17 protein-coding genes and 2 pseudogenes are annotated in these 13497 nt (G+C 56.7%); 12 read left to right on the top strand and 7 right to left on the bottom strand.

The annotated features are described in order from the left end of the window. Nucleotides 1-88: 88 nt before the first annotated feature. The gene (locus ACYJL1_RS19870; RefSeq protein ID WP_460898676.1) at nucleotides 89-1015 is read right to left on the bottom strand and encodes a LysR family transcriptional regulator; all 927 of its coding nucleotides are present in this window, start codon (nucleotides 1013-1015) and stop codon (nucleotides 89-91) included. 91 nt (nucleotides 1016-1106) lie between these two features. Here ACYJL1_RS19870 and ACYJL1_RS19865 point away from each other — a divergent pair, with 91 nt between their 5' ends. From ACYJL1_RS19865 to ACYJL1_RS19850, 4 genes are all read left to right on the top strand, one after another. Continuing rightward, nucleotides 1107-1565, top strand: coding sequence for an ester cyclase (locus tag ACYJL1_RS19865; RefSeq protein ID WP_460898673.1), 459 nt, complete (start codon nucleotides 1107-1109; stop codon nucleotides 1563-1565). Next, the gene (locus tag ACYJL1_RS19860) at nucleotides 1565-2491 is read left to right on the top strand and encodes an NADP-dependent oxidoreductase (RefSeq protein ID WP_460898671.1); all 927 of its coding nucleotides are present in this window, start codon (nucleotides 1565-1567) and stop codon (nucleotides 2489-2491) included. Before ACYJL1_RS19865 ends, ACYJL1_RS19860 begins: the two co-directional genes overlap by 1 nt. A gap of 130 nt (nucleotides 2492-2621) precedes the next feature. Continuing rightward, the gene (locus tag ACYJL1_RS19855; protein WP_460898669.1) at nucleotides 2622-3620 is read left to right on the top strand and encodes an MBL fold metallo-hydrolase; all 999 of its coding nucleotides are present in this window, start codon (nucleotides 2622-2624) and stop codon (nucleotides 3618-3620) included. 20 nt (nucleotides 3621-3640) lie between these two features. Then, on the top strand, nucleotides 3641-3910 hold the full coding sequence (locus ACYJL1_RS19850) for a LysR family transcriptional regulator (protein ID WP_460898667.1): 270 nt from the start codon (nucleotides 3641-3643) through the stop codon (nucleotides 3908-3910). A 405-nt stretch (nucleotides 3911-4315) separates the two neighbouring features. Here ACYJL1_RS19850 and ACYJL1_RS19845 read toward each other — a convergent pair whose 3' ends face one another. After that, nucleotides 4316-4459 carry a hypothetical protein gene (locus tag ACYJL1_RS19845; protein ID WP_460898664.1) on the bottom strand — a complete coding sequence of 48 codons (144 nt, stop codon included), beginning with the start codon at nucleotides 4457-4459 and terminating at the stop codon, nucleotides 4316-4318. A gap of 175 nt (nucleotides 4460-4634) precedes the next feature. Between ACYJL1_RS19845 and ACYJL1_RS19840 the strand changes: the two genes are divergently transcribed. The 4 genes from ACYJL1_RS19840 to ACYJL1_RS19825 all read left to right on the top strand — a co-directional run bounded on the left by ACYJL1_RS19840 (nucleotide 4635) and on the right by ACYJL1_RS19825 (nucleotide 7020). Beyond that, nucleotides 4635-5384: an SDR family oxidoreductase gene (locus tag ACYJL1_RS19840; protein ID WP_460898663.1), complete on the top strand. Its 750-nt coding sequence runs from the start codon at nucleotides 4635-4637 to the stop codon at nucleotides 5382-5384. Nucleotides 5385-5445: 61 nt separating this feature from the next. Next, nucleotides 5446-5940, top strand: coding sequence for a DUF6152 family protein (locus ACYJL1_RS19835; protein WP_460898661.1), 495 nt, complete (start codon nucleotides 5446-5448; stop codon nucleotides 5938-5940). Continuing rightward, entirely contained in the window at nucleotides 5934-6404 is a 471-nt protein-coding gene (locus ACYJL1_RS19830; RefSeq protein ID WP_460898659.1) for a hypothetical protein, read from the top strand. Before ACYJL1_RS19835 ends, ACYJL1_RS19830 begins: the two co-directional genes overlap by 7 nt. A 55-nt stretch (nucleotides 6405-6459) precedes the next feature. Further along, the gene (locus ACYJL1_RS19825; protein WP_460898657.1) at nucleotides 6460-7020 is read left to right on the top strand and encodes a dioxygenase family protein; all 561 of its coding nucleotides are present in this window, start codon (nucleotides 6460-6462) and stop codon (nucleotides 7018-7020) included. A gap of 13 nt (nucleotides 7021-7033) precedes the next feature. Here ACYJL1_RS19825 and ACYJL1_RS19820 read toward each other — a convergent pair whose 3' ends face one another. Then, nucleotides 7034-7468, bottom strand: coding sequence for a winged helix-turn-helix transcriptional regulator (locus ACYJL1_RS19820; protein WP_460898655.1), 435 nt, complete (start codon nucleotides 7466-7468; stop codon nucleotides 7034-7036). Between the two features lie 92 nt (nucleotides 7469-7560). Here ACYJL1_RS19820 and ACYJL1_RS19815 point away from each other — a divergent pair, with 92 nt between their 5' ends. From ACYJL1_RS19815 to ACYJL1_RS19805, 3 genes are all read left to right on the top strand, one after another. Beyond that, a complete protein-coding gene (locus ACYJL1_RS19815) occupies nucleotides 7561-7722 on the top strand; it encodes a hypothetical protein (protein WP_460898653.1) in 162 nt (53 codons plus the stop codon). Between the two features lie 18 nt (nucleotides 7723-7740). Continuing rightward, nucleotides 7741-8592 carry an SDR family oxidoreductase gene (locus tag ACYJL1_RS19810; RefSeq protein WP_460898651.1) on the top strand — a complete coding sequence of 284 codons (852 nt, stop codon included), beginning with the start codon at nucleotides 7741-7743 and terminating at the stop codon, nucleotides 8590-8592. 79 nt (nucleotides 8593-8671) lie between these two features. After that, a complete protein-coding gene (locus ACYJL1_RS19805; RefSeq protein ID WP_460898649.1) occupies nucleotides 8672-10459 on the top strand; it encodes an adenylate/guanylate cyclase domain-containing protein in 1788 nt (595 codons plus the stop codon). 25 nt (nucleotides 10460-10484) lie between these two features. On the opposite strand, the pseudogene ACYJL1_RS19800 reads toward ACYJL1_RS19805, so the two are convergent. Together ACYJL1_RS19800 and ACYJL1_RS19795 are read right to left on the bottom strand one after the other, a co-directional pair. After that, nucleotides 10485-10831: pseudogene (locus ACYJL1_RS19800) on the bottom strand (nucleotidyl transferase AbiEii/AbiGii toxin family protein); the annotation flags it as partial. A 33-nt stretch (nucleotides 10832-10864) separates the two neighbouring features. Continuing rightward, nucleotides 10865-10939, bottom strand: a pseudogene (locus tag ACYJL1_RS19795) (hypothetical protein); the annotation flags it as partial. Between the two features lie 64 nt (nucleotides 10940-11003). Here ACYJL1_RS19795 and ACYJL1_RS19790 point away from each other — a divergent pair. Further along, the gene (locus tag ACYJL1_RS19790; protein ID WP_460898647.1) at nucleotides 11004-11423 is read left to right on the top strand and encodes a type II toxin-antitoxin system RelE/ParE family toxin; all 420 of its coding nucleotides are present in this window, start codon (nucleotides 11004-11006) and stop codon (nucleotides 11421-11423) included. Between the two features lie 322 nt (nucleotides 11424-11745). Here the strand turns inward: ACYJL1_RS19790 and ACYJL1_RS19785 are convergent, their stop codons facing one another. Together ACYJL1_RS19785 and ACYJL1_RS19780 are read right to left on the bottom strand one after the other, a co-directional pair. Beyond that, nucleotides 11746-12999: a type II toxin-antitoxin system HipA family toxin gene (locus ACYJL1_RS19785; RefSeq protein WP_460898645.1), complete on the bottom strand. Its 1254-nt coding sequence runs from the start codon at nucleotides 12997-12999 to the stop codon at nucleotides 11746-11748. Continuing rightward, the gene (locus tag ACYJL1_RS19780; protein ID WP_460898643.1) at nucleotides 12992-13318 is read right to left on the bottom strand and encodes a helix-turn-helix domain-containing protein; all 327 of its coding nucleotides are present in this window, start codon (nucleotides 13316-13318) and stop codon (nucleotides 12992-12994) included. Before ACYJL1_RS19780 ends, ACYJL1_RS19785 begins: the two co-directional genes overlap by 8 nt. Between the last annotated feature and the right edge of the window lie 179 nt (nucleotides 13319-13497).

The following is a 13497-nucleotide window of genomic DNA, read 5'->3' as shown; positions in this document are numbered from 1 at the left end:
AGCAGACCTAAGCCTCAACCATCATTAGCATATTGTTGGTGCCCAGAACACATACACCCGCGCATCGCAATCGCGATGAACTCCCGAGCTATGCCGCAGGCGCGGTAAATGTGTCGGGAAATGCGCCGAGGACACAACTTCGAAACCAGCGCTGGGCAGGATGCGTATCATTTCGGCGGTGCCAGGACATCACGAACTGAACGGGCTCTAGTTCAAGCGGCAACTTCGACACCGCCAGCTGGTCTGCATGACCGGATGCGGACACGACACCCTCCATGACGGTGGCGATCATATCGGAAGACGCGACTAGCGCAGGTGCGGCGTACATATTTGGCAGCGTCAGGGCCAAGCGCCGTTTGAGGCCCATTTTCGCCAACGCGACATCAACAACGCCAAAGCGCTCGTTTTCCGGCGAAACGAGGAGGTGCGACAGCGACAGGAAGTTTTCGAGGCTGAGCACGGCGCCAGCCGCAGGATGGTTCCTTCGCATGATGCAGACAAAGCGCTCATCGAACAGGCGAACGTTGAGGATGCGACCCGTTGGAGTTGGCGGTACGCCTATTGTCAGGTCGACTTCGCCTCCATCGAGCCTGGCTATCGCGTCGTCGCGATTGGTGAAGTTACGGACTTGCAGGGTAGTGCCCGGCGCCTTGTTTCGGAGTATCGCGACTAGGCGAGGAAGCAGAAGGAATGTCGGGTGATCCGACAAGCCGATGGTCAGCGAGATTGTGGACGTCGATGGATCGAACTCATGGGTGAATTCCAAGGTTCGCTGAATCTCTCCTAATGCGTGCGCGATCGGTTCGGCAAGATCGAGGGCGCGCGGCGTAGGTTGCAGCCCGTTCGGGCTGCGCACGAATAATTCATCGCGCAGGAGCGTGCGAAGGCGTGAGAGCGCGGCGCTCATAGCGGGCTGCGTTCGCCCGATGCGCGCCCCGGCGCGGGTGACGCTACGTTCCGCCATAAGAGCATCGAAGGCGACGAGGAGATTGAGGTCGATACCGTATAGATCCATTCTGTGAATGTTGCCACATATCGCATATCGATTTCAAGTATGCGCGGCGTCAACGTATTTTCAGGGTCACTCAACTCAAGAGGTCACCCTGATGACAATGGAACAAGAGGCCGTGGTTTCGGGCCTAACAGCGGAGGAACGCACCGCTGTCGAGACCTTCTACAAGGCGTTCGAGGGCCAGCCGGAGCTTCTCAACGAAGCGGTCACAGAGGATTGGCGAGACATTCCGCTCGCTCCCGGTCAGCAGTCTGGGCGTGAGGGCATGAAGCCCCTGATCGACGGCTTCAAGGCCGCATTTCCCGACACGAAAGTTAAGGTGCATGAGATCATTGGCGCGGGCGGCCGCGTCGCTGTGCGTGCATCGATTTCGGGAACGCATCTCGGCGACTGGTTCGGCGTGGCAGCTACGGGCAAATCCTTCGAGATGCCCATCCACGAATTCCATCACATCACCGATGGGAAGCTGACCCATACATGGCATCTGGAAGACTGGCTTGGATGGCTCTTCCAAGTTGGCGCGTGGCCGGCTGGCAAGCAGGAGACGGTGTGATGAAGGCTGTGCGTATCAGCGGCTACAACGCCGCTCCGTCGCTCGAAGAGATCGCCAAGCCTGTCCCTGCCGCCGGCGAGGTGTTGATCCGAGTCAAGGCTGCCGGTCTCAATCCGCTCGATGTCAAACTGCATCGCGGATATATGGAGCAGTTCTTTCCTCTGCAGTTTCCGTACACGCTCGGCACCGATCTGGCCGGTAGCATCGAAGAAATCGGCCCCGATGTCTCGGGGTGGTCTGTCGGCGATCAGGTAATCGCGAGAACGGACCCAACGGCAGGCGGCGCGATAGCTGAGTATGTCGTGGTGCCCGCAAGTTATCTGGCGATGGCGCCGTCTAGCGTTCCGCTCGACGATGCTGCTGGAATCCCTACTGCGGCCGGCACGGCGTGGCAGGCGCTGTTCGAAAGCGTCAATCTGGCAAGCGGCCAATCTGTGCTGATCCATGCGGGCGCAGGTGGCGTCGGAAGTTTCGCGATCCAATTCGCTCGCGACGCAGGCGCCCGTGTGTCTGCCACTGCTTCAGGCGACGGGGTCTCCATTGCGCGGCAACTCGGGGCGGACAAAGTGATCGACTATCGATCCTCCGATTTCACGAAGAGCATCTCCGATGCTGATGTCGTGCTCGATACGATCGGCGGCGATACGCAGCAACAGTCCTACAGCGTGCTCCGCGTGGGTGGGAATCTTCTCGCCATCGCCATGCCGCCGGACAAGACGTTGGCGAAGGCGCATAAGGTCGAAGCCGGCTTTGTCTTTCACGCTTCCGACGGCGAACGTCTGCGGCGTGTGGTGGAGGCGATCGTCAAAGGCGATTTGACGATCCTGATTGACCGCAAGGTGCCTTTGGATCGCTTCGCCCAAGCATTCGCGCACCAGGCATCTGAACGTGCACGCGGCAAGATCATCGTCGAAGTCGACGCCTGATTTTCAAGGTTGGCAGCTGGCATACAGCCGGCTGCCAACTCGATCATCCGGTCAAAGGCAAATCCGCTCAGTGGCCGAACCAACCGGCAGTGACCGCTAGGCCAAGAGCGCGGAACACAGGAGATATGTGATGGAGACTGAACGCAAATTGCATGCAGATAGGCGCGATGTGCTGAAGGCGATGGCTTTGGCTGGACTGGTCGGTGGTGCCTCATTCCCCGCCAACGCTCAGCAGCAAGAGGTCAGTTTGAAATTGGCAACCCGTCCGTTGCCGGAGGTAGACACGCGATATCCCGCCGAGATAGCGCCGGGCGTCTTTCTTGTTCCCGATAAGCGGATTCCGCTGGTCCCCAACATCGGGATTATCGTTGGCACAGAAAGCGTACTTGTGGTCGATTGCGGGCTTGGTGTGGCCAGTGCCGAAAATGTGCTGCGACTAACGCGGGAGCTCGCGCCCCGGCGAAAGATTGTTCTCACCGTTACACACGCCCACCCCGAGCATGGGTTTGGTGCACAGGTATTCCGGAATGATGCGCGCATTTACTACAATAGTGCACAACGCGATTACTTCGCGCGGTCAGGGCAAACTTTGCTTGAAGGATTTAGGGCCGGCGTCTTGCCGGAGGGGCAGAAACACTTGCTGGATGGCATCGTCCTCATGCCACCGCATGAAACCTATGACACGCCGGAATCGGCTCTTGACCTCGGCGGTCGCACAGTTCGCCTGAAGACATGGGGCACCGCTCATTCTCCGGGAGACCAGATTGCTTTCCTGCCGCAGGAGCGCGTTTTATTCGGCGGCGATCTGATAGAGGAACGAATGTTCCCGATCGTGCCATACTTCCCCCCGATGATTGGCGCGGGAGACATCGATTTGGAGCGATGGCGAGTCGCACTCACCGATATCATCGGGTTGCAGCCACGAATAATTGTACCGGGTCACGGCAATCTTGGGGGGCTCGAGATTCCTGAGTCAATCCTGGACTATTTCCAATCACTCAGTGCCGCTGTGCAAGGTTCGAGCAGGTCGGATGCCGACGTGGAGCGCCTTCTACGAGATCAATATGCCACGTGGGAGAATCCCGAGTTCATAATGCCCGCGGTCAGGTTCCTTCGGCAGCGCGGATAGGCGCCTTGGGATAGAGCTAGGTGCCGGATCTATCGCTTGACCTCCGATACCTGAAATATGCGATCCTCGTCGCGGAGCATGGCAGCTTCAGGCGCGCTGCAGAGATTCTCGGTCTCTCTCAATCGACTGTGAGTCGTCGGGTTCAATTACTGGAAAGGCGGCTCGGCGCTCCGCTTTTCGACCGCGACAAAAGCGGGGCGCGTTTAACGCCCGTGGGCGCTCGCTTGGCCGATGCCCCTCGATCCGCCTGTAACAACGGCACTTTTCATGGCTTTCACCCGAGTTGTTGAATGCTCGGATCAGCCTAAGTACGCACAGCACATTTCAGTAATCGATAATTAATATGCTCAGTCATTAATGTTGTTTATGAATGTGGATCCTTTGCATGTGCGAGTGATGGACTGCCTGTTGGTAGGAGTCGGAGCCTGGGGCTGCGCTTAGTGAGTTGCTGCATTAAGTCAGCCATTCCCCGAAGGCGCACAGGTAATTAGGGAATAGGGGTTTAGCGCTGTTGAGTTTCGCGTGAATTTGAACCAATTTTCCACTTCGCCCGGACCCTACTGAAAGTCCGAACCCGAAGTGCTTCCAAGAACTTAAGTTCGAGTAACTGGATCACGATCAAGCGGAAAACTGGGTTAATTGATGCCGCAAATCAACACGCAGAGTATTTTGTCCCAGTAAACGCAGACATCGGATCAATCGAACCGGGCTTCATCGACGAGCCTGATTTCAAGATCAATCGAACAGGCGTCAAAGGGCTCGGCGAAATGGTAATGACTGGGGTCGCGCCAGCGATTACCAACGCCGTCTATCACGCGACCGGCATTCGCCCACGTCATCTTCCTGTGCGACTGGAGACGATGCTGAGGCCGTCGACGTGACAACAGAACGCTTCGCCCGGACCGAAGCAGATGCGGTACGAAAGAATCCCAATTCTTACCAAAAGGTGCCTACTTTCTAAAAGAGAGTGAAGCGCATATAAAGATAGTACATCTTCCAAACAAGGGATCTCAGATGGATTTTACGAAATCAACTATCCTTATTACTGGTGGCAATTCCGGGATTGGCCGTGGCATTGCGGAATCACTCTCGGCACTTGGGGCGCAAATTATCATCACCGGTCGCGACATCAGGCGGATCGGTGAGGTTCTCCAGGCCAACCCAGGCATGGCGGGCTATGAACTGGACATCAGCGATGCCGCGGATATCAAAAGTTTTGCAGCTCTGGTCACTGAGCGCCACCCGCCGCTCAACGCCGTGATTCACAATGCGGGTATCATGTTCATAGAGGAGGTTCTCGCCGAGTCCTATGAACTCGATATAGCGGAAAAAACAATCGCCACGAACCTCCTTGGGCCCATCCGTCTCACGGCGGCATTGCTTCCCCATCTTCGCGCTCAACAGGAGGCTGCAATCGTAACAGTTTCATCGGGACTTGCCTTCGTGCCGCGTGCCGACGCGCTGACCTACAGCGCGACGAAGGCGGCCGTCCATTCCTGGAGTCTGAGCCTTCGCCACGAGTTTCGGAGAACGAGTATTTCGGTTGTGGAGATCGCTCCGCCACTGGTGGCGACAGGTTTGACGCCTGGCCAAGAGCACAACCCACGTGCCATGCCGCTCACGGACTTCGTTGCCGAGGCAGTAGACCTCTTGTGTGCCAAGCCGACACCCACGGAAGTCCTGGTCCAGCGTGTCAGGCCACAGCGATTCGCGGAACAGTCCGGAGATTTCGACAAGGTCTTCGCCATGATCAACCATGCCTGAGCGATCGGGTGGAAAGCTTGCCGGAATTGAATGACCTCTTTTTTAGTAGGAGCAGTCTACAGTGACCAAATCTCATATCAACATCGTGTCGATCGCCTTGCTTACGGGCGTTGCGATAGCTTTTGTCTCCATCCCCTTGGCAACGGCCCATCACGGATTTCAGGGTAGATACGATCTGAGCAAGCCCATTTGGCTCGAAGGGACGGTCGTTCGATCGTATTTCGGAAATCCGCATTCGGTACTGACTGTCGAGATCGCCGACACATTGACAGAACCCGAACCGCATCCGGATCTCGGCCCTGCAGCGTCTTTCCTTGACCAGAACGCGCTTTCTGCCTCAGTTGACCTGCATGGCAAAACGGTACAGGTCGAGTTGCCTCCGACCAGCCAATATTCTCGACTGGGTGGCAGGATCGCCACCGGTGACCGGATCGCAGCGGTTGTCATCCGCAACTGCGAACCGCCCCACCAGCTGAATGCCCAGTGGCTTCGGCTTGCCGACGGAAGCGTCGAAAGTCGCCAGGCAGCAATGATCTATATGGTTGAGGCATGCTGACCGAATGGCTTGGCGCCATCGAGGGTATCGCTTTTGTTGGCCAGATACGGTCCTCGACCTTTGTCTACGCTGCAATCAACGGACTGCATATCCTTGGTCTTTCGCTGCTGGTTGGTGCGGTGCTGACATTCGACCTCCGGGCATCCGGACTTTGGAAATCGACGAGGTGGCGCGAGGGGCTTGAGGTGGCGATCCCGGTCGCAGGGGCTGGTTTGGGACTGGCCATCGTCACCGGCAGTTTGCTGTTCGCCGTTCGCGGGACGCACTATGCCAGCCTCCCGGTGTTCGCGGCGAAGATGGCATTTCTGATGCTCGGTATGATCAACATACTGGTCTGCCATGCGTTCATCAGGCGCTGTCAAACCGAGAGACCCTCCGGCCCCGTCCGGATCTGCGGCGCATTGTCCGCGGCGATTTGGCTGGGAGTCTTGTTCACCGGGCGATGGATCGCCTTCTCCACCTGACTTGGGAAAGGATTACAAGGTGCGACCTACGAGACGCTCACTCCTTCTGACACTGATGGCCGCTCCGCCATCACTGTTCATGCTGGGCCGCCGGTCCGCGGCATCGACTATTAAACGCACGCTGGCCCCGACGCCAAGTTGCAGTGGTGACGCCGTCGAAACACCACAGCAGACGGTGGGTCCCTATTACCGCCCTAATGCCCCTCGGCGCTCGACCCTGGGAGCGCCGTCCATCGACCAATCCGCATTTACTCTTTGTGGGTTCGTTCTCGATACAGACTGCGAGCCCATACCCGAGGCTGTCGTGGAGATCTGGCACGCCGATCACAGGGGAGCCTACGACAACCAAGATTTTGGGGGACGCGGCTATCAGTTGACTGACACCGGTGGGCGCTGGGGTTTTGATACGATCACCACCCATCACTATGCCTTCCGAACTGCGCATTACCACTTCCGGATAAAGGCTCCAGACAGTCCCGTGCTTACTACCCAGCTCTATTTTCCCGATCATCCGCGCAACGCCGACGACCCCCTTTTCGACGCCCGACTGGTCATGACGGTCTCCTCCGACCGCAGCATCGGGCGATACGATTTCGTGCTGCCCTCTGGAAGCTGATCTCGGAGAGCACTCAGCCTTTCTCGTCGAAGTCGTGACGGGCGGTACGGACGGCGTCGTGATTTTCCGCTGCCCAGATCCAGATGTTGCAGAAGGCAGCGCCGAGGCTCAATCCAAGCGGCGACAGCCTATATTCCACTTTGGGCGGAACGCATGCATAGACCTTACGAATTACGAGCCCATCACGCTCCATTCTGCGCAACGTCTGGGTCAGCATTTTTTGGCTAATGTCACCGATATGGCGCGCGAGGTCAGAGAAGCGCAACATTCCCTCATCCCACAACGTGTCGAGTATGATCACGGTCCATTTGTCGGCAAAGCCGGCAACGAGCTCGTGCGCGAAACCATCCAACTCGGGACCGACATTCTTGGGATATTCTTTTGCCTTGTATGATTGCGCGCGCGCGATTTCCTCAGCGGAGAACGCCGAGTTGTCGATCTTCCCCATTTCTCTCTCCTAGGTTACTACAGTACTTTTAGGTGCCTACTTTCAAAAATAGAGTATGTCAATATATTGGTTCTGCCAAGACCACGATGCTGATGAAACCGCCTCCATCCAAATCGGATGGTCTTGTTCCCTATGCCGGTCCGCAGGCCGCCATTGGGCATATGGACGAACAGGCGTTGGACGGTGTCGTCGACCCGGCAGCGCGTCAACTCACACGGCGGATACACCGGCTCGGTTTGCCGGCCGGCTTTTGACCAAGAAGGGAAACGATCATGAATACTGAAACGGAAAAGACTGTCTTTTCGCGCCGAAACGTTCTCGCTGTAGCAGCGCTTGCGCCTGCGGCACTATCCATCGGCGCCGCGTCAAATGCGCAGGCCCAGCAGTCGCAGGCTACCGCAAAGGTTGCCGTCATCACTGGTTCGTCGCGCGGCATTGGCGCCGCTACTGCGCGGCGGCTCGCAAAGGACGGCTATAGGGTGGCCGTCAATTGCCGCGTCAACCGTGACCTTGCTGCCGCAGTCGTGCGTGAGATCGAAGCGGAGGGAGGGATTGCCATCTGGGAGCAGGCGGATATTCGCGATCCAGTTGCCGTGCGCCGGCTCTTTGACTTTGCGGAGAGGGAACTCGGCAAAATTGATGTGGCCATTGCCAATGCTGGCGTCATGCAGTTGGCCCCTTTTGAAAACATGTCTGACGAGGATTTCGACCTGATGGTTGATACCAACGTCAAAGGCAGCTTTTACACGCTGCGGGAGGCAGCGAAGCGGGTCAAGGAAGGCGGAAGGATCATCACCACTTCGTCCAGCATCGTCCAATTGCGCACACCGACATATGGTCCTTACGCCGCCACTAAGGGATCGATGGAAATATATGCGAACGTTCTCGCTAAAGAGCTCGCTGGACGCAAGATTTCTGTCAACGCAATCGCGCCAGGTCTGGTAGCCACCTCGCTTTTCTTAGATGGCAAGACAGATGAGCAGGTGGCCGGCTTTGCAAAGCGTACTCCGCATGGTCGCATCGGCGAGCCCGCAGACATCGCAGAGACGATTGCGTTTCTTTGCAGTCAGGGCGGCTGGTGGGTCAACGGACAGACGATCTACAGCAACGGCGGCGTTGTCTGACAGCCTGGCTCCGGCCGTTCGGTCCGGCCGGGCCTCACCCGTATCATGCATCGTCGTGTTGCATGCGGAGGTCACTGCAATGGAACAGCCACAGTCCACGAAGCGCACATTTTCGCTTGCGGTTTCACTGCCCATCATCCTCGTCTTGCTTGTGGCGGCGCCATTGGCGGCAGCAGGAGGCCTCAGCTATTTCGTAACACGCCAAAGCTTCGGAGAAATGCTGCGAGATCGCAACGAACTGTTGATCGACACTGTGATCCAGCGCGCTCAGGCCCTTATTGACCCTGCACTTGAGGAGCTTCGGCGTTTGGGCGAAGGGCCGACAACGGGCGCCTTGGATATCAACAATTCTTCTGGCCTGCAGGATGCCTTGCGTGGTGCGATGTTGGCAACGCCACAAATATCGTCAGTTTCAGTCACTGGCGGGCAGAATGAAGAACACATTCTCCGTCGGACACCCGAAGGCAACTTTGTTCCCGAAATCAGGGCCACGCCCAGCGCCCAGCAAACGGATGATACCCCCGGAATATACATTGCAAGCGTCGCGGCTCGCGACGCGGACTTTCCCGCATTACTGTCGATCTCCTCAGGCATCAAGATCGACGAAGTTGCCTCCACTCGCATAACCATCCAACTGTCCATAGAGGTACTTGCTGCCTATCTCGAGGCCCTGCCGAATTATGGACATCAGACAAGCGGGTTCATTTTGCTAGGCAATGACGTGGTAGCACAACCGCTCTTCTTTCGGGATGGAGACATAGGTCCCACGCAACGGAACGGAGATATTGATCTTCTGGTGCGCACTTTCTTGCAAGGGGAACGGTTTCCGCTGAGTTCCGCTGCCTTCCGACGCGCCTCGGGCCATTGGTCGTTCGTTGGGAGCGAAACCTATGCCTTCGTCTATCGCGACGTTTACACCGGTTTAGGCCCACCGCTTACCGCTGTCATCTATTATCCAGGAACGGAAACCCGGACAGAGCGATGGATTGCACCCGCGATGGGTATCTTGTTCATCGCTGCGCTTATCGGCGCGGGATGGGTTGCATTGCATCTCGCGCGGATGCTCGATGGCCCCACCCTTGCACTGGCGGATGCGGCACGGCGGATTGAACGGTTCGATTTCAGCAGTGACACGGCGTTCGTGCCGAGCCGGTTTCGAGAGTTCAATGAGACTGGATCGGCGTTCTTCAAAATGGCCAGCACCCTGCGGATGTTCCAGGCCTACATGCCCAAGGCGCTGGTGCTAAAGCTCTATCAACGAGGCGTCATGCCGGCTGCAGAGTTGCGAACAGTAACGGTCATGTTCGCAGATCTGCAGGGGTATACTGCCTATGCGGCCTCCCGGTCTGCGAAAGATGTCCTTGATTATCTAAACAGCCTCTTGTCCGTGATCGGGCCGGCAATCGAAAGCCATCAAGGTACGATCGACAAGTACATCGGCGACGCCGTTCTCGCATTCTGGGGGGCGCCGGATGACAATTGCCACCACGCCGCATCGGCATGCGATGCGGCTTTGGACATCATGGAAGCCGTGCGCGCCTTTAATGAAGCGAAACTGGCAGCAGGGCAGGATGTCTGTGCATTGCGAATTGGGATACATAGCGGAGAAGTGATCGTGGGAAACGTCGGCTTCGAGGGGAGGATCAATTACACCATCGTTGGCGATGTTGCTAACCATGCACAACGGTTGGAATCCGGGGCTAGGCAGGCGCTCGGCGATAGGCAAGCGGTTACCCTCGTGAGCTACGCGACCGTGGAGGCGGCCGAAGACCGTTTTGAATTTACCGATTTGGAGATTGTGGGTCTGCAAGCTAAAGTTCTTAAAGCCAGAGCTCGGCATAGTATCGGGTCCGGGATAAGTACGTGATCTGCATGTCGACACGCTAATGGTCAACCGGCTCGACGGTTATGCCTTGGAACTCTTTCACAAATGTTTCTTCGAGCTCAGGCAATGATGGCTTGATCAGCTCATGCGGGGGCGACCGGGCCTTGCGACGTAGATGAGGAAGGTCCGAAACAACGCATCGGAAAGCCCTTCGTTATCGTAGAGCAGCTTCACGTCGAAGAGATCGCGCGGGTGCTGACAGTCCACGGCGGCATGAAGCTTGTCACCAAACAGATCCTCGAATGACACGACCTGCATTTCCACAAAGCCAAACGCCTCGGCCACTCCATCCGTTACCGCCCGCAGCTCTGGAGGGTGCATCGTTCCACGCACGACCGGCGAGGTCTCGATCTGCGATCTGTTGATATGCTTGTGCCACGCATGCGCGTGCTTGTCGGCATAGACGAAGAAAAGGCGTTTCACCTTTACGCTGCGACATGGCAAGGTCGGCCTTGAGTGCATCGATCCGAGCGAGATTGGCAAAGGTCTGCCCACCGTCCATCATTACCTTGAACTAGGAGGCATCATGGCTTCGCCAACCTCGCTCAAGCTCGATGATGAGCTGAAAGGGCGTGTACAACACCTCGCCGAAAGCAGGCGCCGCACGTCACACTGGATCATGCGCGAGGCCATTGCGCAGTACGTCGAGCGCGAAGAAAAGCGCGAGGCCTTTGCGGACGTTCAACGGCTATACCGCTTTCTCACACCAAAGGACACTGACGCCGCCCGCCGCGCGGTAAAGGCTATCCGCGCTGGGGTCAAAATCCTGGCGCATCAGCCGCGCATCGGACGGCCAGTCGAGGACATGGATCCCGAGTTTCGGGAATGGCTGATTGAGTTTGGGAACAGCGGTTATGTCGCGCTATACCGCCTCGATGCTGAGGCCGTGAGCATTCTTTCGGTGCGGCACCAAAGGAGATGGGATACTGAAAATGGTGACTATTGAAGACCCCGAACAGTATTTGGGTCATTTCATATTGGATGAAACCCGAAAGAATGGATGCCAGCGAAGCTGGAAATCGAAATCACATTGTTCCTCGAGAAGAGTGACTCCCCACAATTTACGGTTAACTGTTTGATTTCAATGGGTTGGTTCCATAATATGCATTATCTGATTTTTTCATGTAGCAGGGTGGGTTCAAGGATGAAGTGCGACTTGCAGCGCAGGCAGCATAAGCGAAAACCGTCGGCCAGATTTTGACCAGTATCATTTAACTTTATGGTGCCAGGTATGCTGTTCAGTTCCGGGCCTACGACATTGTGACAAGCTAGCCCCCGCACGTGCCAAGTATCGGCGTCATCGTTTTTAGATGCGTGTCGATCCGCTCAAGCACCTTTGCTGGAACGACCTCGCGCTCTGGCAACGACCACCAAATCTGATTCACGCGCTCAACTGTTTCGGTCACCGCTTTGAGAACGGCAGCTTCCGGCAGACGCGTGCGATTGGCAAAGGCTTTCCAACGCTGCGCGTTCATCGCTTTGAAGGAGCGCTCGCCAGCGAGCGACAGCGCCATGGCATCTGCCGGGATATAGGGTATGGTCGAGAGTACATCATAGACGGGCGCGAGTGCCGGCTTGTCCCCTACGCCACGATAGATCAGCGACCAGTTCTTGAGGTGCATGTCCCCATTGCCGGTGATGGCCGCCAAAGCCAGTCGACGGACGAATTCAATCGCGGCCGCGGACGATACGGCGATGCCGAGAGCAGCGGCGATATCGTGATAGGCTGCACCTTCGTACTTGCGCGAAGGATAGATGCCGAAGACCTGAGCGAAATCCTCGATATGGATACGCTTACCGCCAGCGCCGCGATCGAAGCGTTTGACGAGGAGGACTTTTCCATCCGATAGCGTCTCGAGTTCCTCAGGAATGCCCTTGAATTCCGATTGTTCGACAAGTTCACGTTCCGGCACGTCCATGCCGATCGCTTCCGCCAGAGCAAGATTGGCATATTCGTTTTCCGAGACACCGGGAAACGATGTCAACGGAAATTTGGCAATATAGGAGCTCTGCTCATCTCCCACTGGCAGTGTAAGACCACCACCCTTTCCTGTATCCTTGATGACAGAAAGCTTCATCTGCACGCCAGCAAGCGAAAACCGGGCCTTCGGTTTAAGGTGTGGCGGATTGTCGAGACGAAAAACCGTCCCTTCGCTTGGTACGGTGCGGACAGCACCCGGCAGATCCGACCCGAGCGCGACGAGCAAATCGAAATCGTTCCCGGCGCGAACGCTATCGACGTGGTGCTTCTCCATCGCCTCGCGCAGCTTGTCCTCCGGAAGAAGATTGGCAAAAAAGGCGGGCAAGGCTCTGGCAACGGGCTTGGGGTCTTTGCGCAAACCTCCGGTGGCCGCGCGGAAGGACAAGCTCAGAACAGGAAAGCCACCCGTCGCGCGGTAGCTATCCTCGAAGCTGAACGCATTGAAGTCGCCGGGCGTTCTGACAATCGTGCCGATCGTCAAGTCGTTCAGTACCACGTCAAGCGACGAGATGGATTTCGGATCAAGATACTGCTCAGGCATCTGTGCCACCATCCGGGCTGGCGATGAAAGCGGGAATATCATCGTCATCATCGTGCGGTTGCAACAGAGCATCGACCGCCGGGATCATCGCCTGAGGGATGAGCATCAGTTCAAGCCCGAGCGCCCGCGCAATATTGATCAGGGTTGTCGTGCGGGCAGCACTGCTTCCGGCTTCGATGTCGCGATATCGGGGACGCGATATGCCAGCCATATCGGCGACCTGTTCTTGAGTGAGAGCGAGCCCCTTCCGCGCCGTCTTCAAAAGGCGACCAATCTCCACCAATGAATCTGTTTTCGACTCAATATGAAACCTAAACATATCTTTTACTCTATAATGATACGTTAAGGTACCTTTGTTTTGTGACGATATCAAGAGATATGAATAAGGATCATTGTCCATTTTTTGATCTGGTTACAGATCATTTATAAGGCAATCACGGAAGTTGCCCGCGGCCGCGGCTACCGGCTGCCCCATTGCCCAAATTGAGTACTATGTGC

The sequence above is a fragment of the Phyllobacterium sp. K27 genome, assembly GCF_054796155.1.
This window is presented reverse-complemented; position numbering and strand designations above follow the sequence as displayed.

What these genes read in the sequence shown, in the direction of transcription:
- ACYJL1_RS19870 (WP_460898676.1), bottom strand. Translation starts at nt 1,015, where the DNA reads ATGGATCTATACGGTATCGACCTCAATCTCCTCGTCGCCTTCGATGCT.
- ACYJL1_RS19865 (WP_460898673.1), top strand. Translation starts at nt 1,107, where the DNA reads ATGACAATGGAACAAGAGGCCGTGGTTTCGGGCCTAACAGCGGAGGAA.
- ACYJL1_RS19860 (WP_460898671.1), top strand. Translation starts at nt 1,565, where the DNA reads ATGAAGGCTGTGCGTATCAGCGGCTACAACGCCGCTCCGTCGCTCGAA.
- ACYJL1_RS19855 (WP_460898669.1), top strand. Translation starts at nt 2,622, where the DNA reads ATGGAGACTGAACGCAAATTGCATGCAGATAGGCGCGATGTGCTGAAG.
- ACYJL1_RS19845 (WP_460898664.1), bottom strand. Translation starts at nt 4,459, where the DNA reads ATGACGTGGGCGAATGCCGGTCGCGTGATAGACGGCGTTGGTAATCGC.
- ACYJL1_RS19840 (WP_460898663.1), top strand. Translation starts at nt 4,635, where the DNA reads ATGGATTTTACGAAATCAACTATCCTTATTACTGGTGGCAATTCCGGG.
- ACYJL1_RS19830 (WP_460898659.1), top strand. Translation starts at nt 5,934, where the DNA reads ATGCTGACCGAATGGCTTGGCGCCATCGAGGGTATCGCTTTTGTTGGC.
- ACYJL1_RS19825 (WP_460898657.1), top strand. Translation starts at nt 6,460, where the DNA reads ATGGCCGCTCCGCCATCACTGTTCATGCTGGGCCGCCGGTCCGCGGCA.
- ACYJL1_RS19820 (WP_460898655.1), bottom strand. Translation starts at nt 7,468, where the DNA reads ATGGGGAAGATCGACAACTCGGCGTTCTCCGCTGAGGAAATCGCGCGC.
- ACYJL1_RS19815 (WP_460898653.1), top strand. Translation starts at nt 7,561, where the DNA reads ATGAAACCGCCTCCATCCAAATCGGATGGTCTTGTTCCCTATGCCGGT.
- ACYJL1_RS19810 (WP_460898651.1), top strand. Translation starts at nt 7,741, where the DNA reads ATGAATACTGAAACGGAAAAGACTGTCTTTTCGCGCCGAAACGTTCTC.
- ACYJL1_RS19805 (WP_460898649.1), top strand. Translation starts at nt 8,672, where the DNA reads ATGGAACAGCCACAGTCCACGAAGCGCACATTTTCGCTTGCGGTTTCA.
- ACYJL1_RS19790 (WP_460898647.1), top strand. Translation starts at nt 11,004, where the DNA reads ATGGCTTCGCCAACCTCGCTCAAGCTCGATGATGAGCTGAAAGGGCGT.
- ACYJL1_RS19785 (WP_460898645.1), bottom strand. Translation starts at nt 12,999, where the DNA reads ATGCCTGAGCAGTATCTTGATCCGAAATCCATCTCGTCGCTTGACGTG.
- ACYJL1_RS19780 (WP_460898643.1), bottom strand. Translation starts at nt 13,318, where the DNA reads ATGTTTAGGTTTCATATTGAGTCGAAAACAGATTCATTGGTGGAGATT.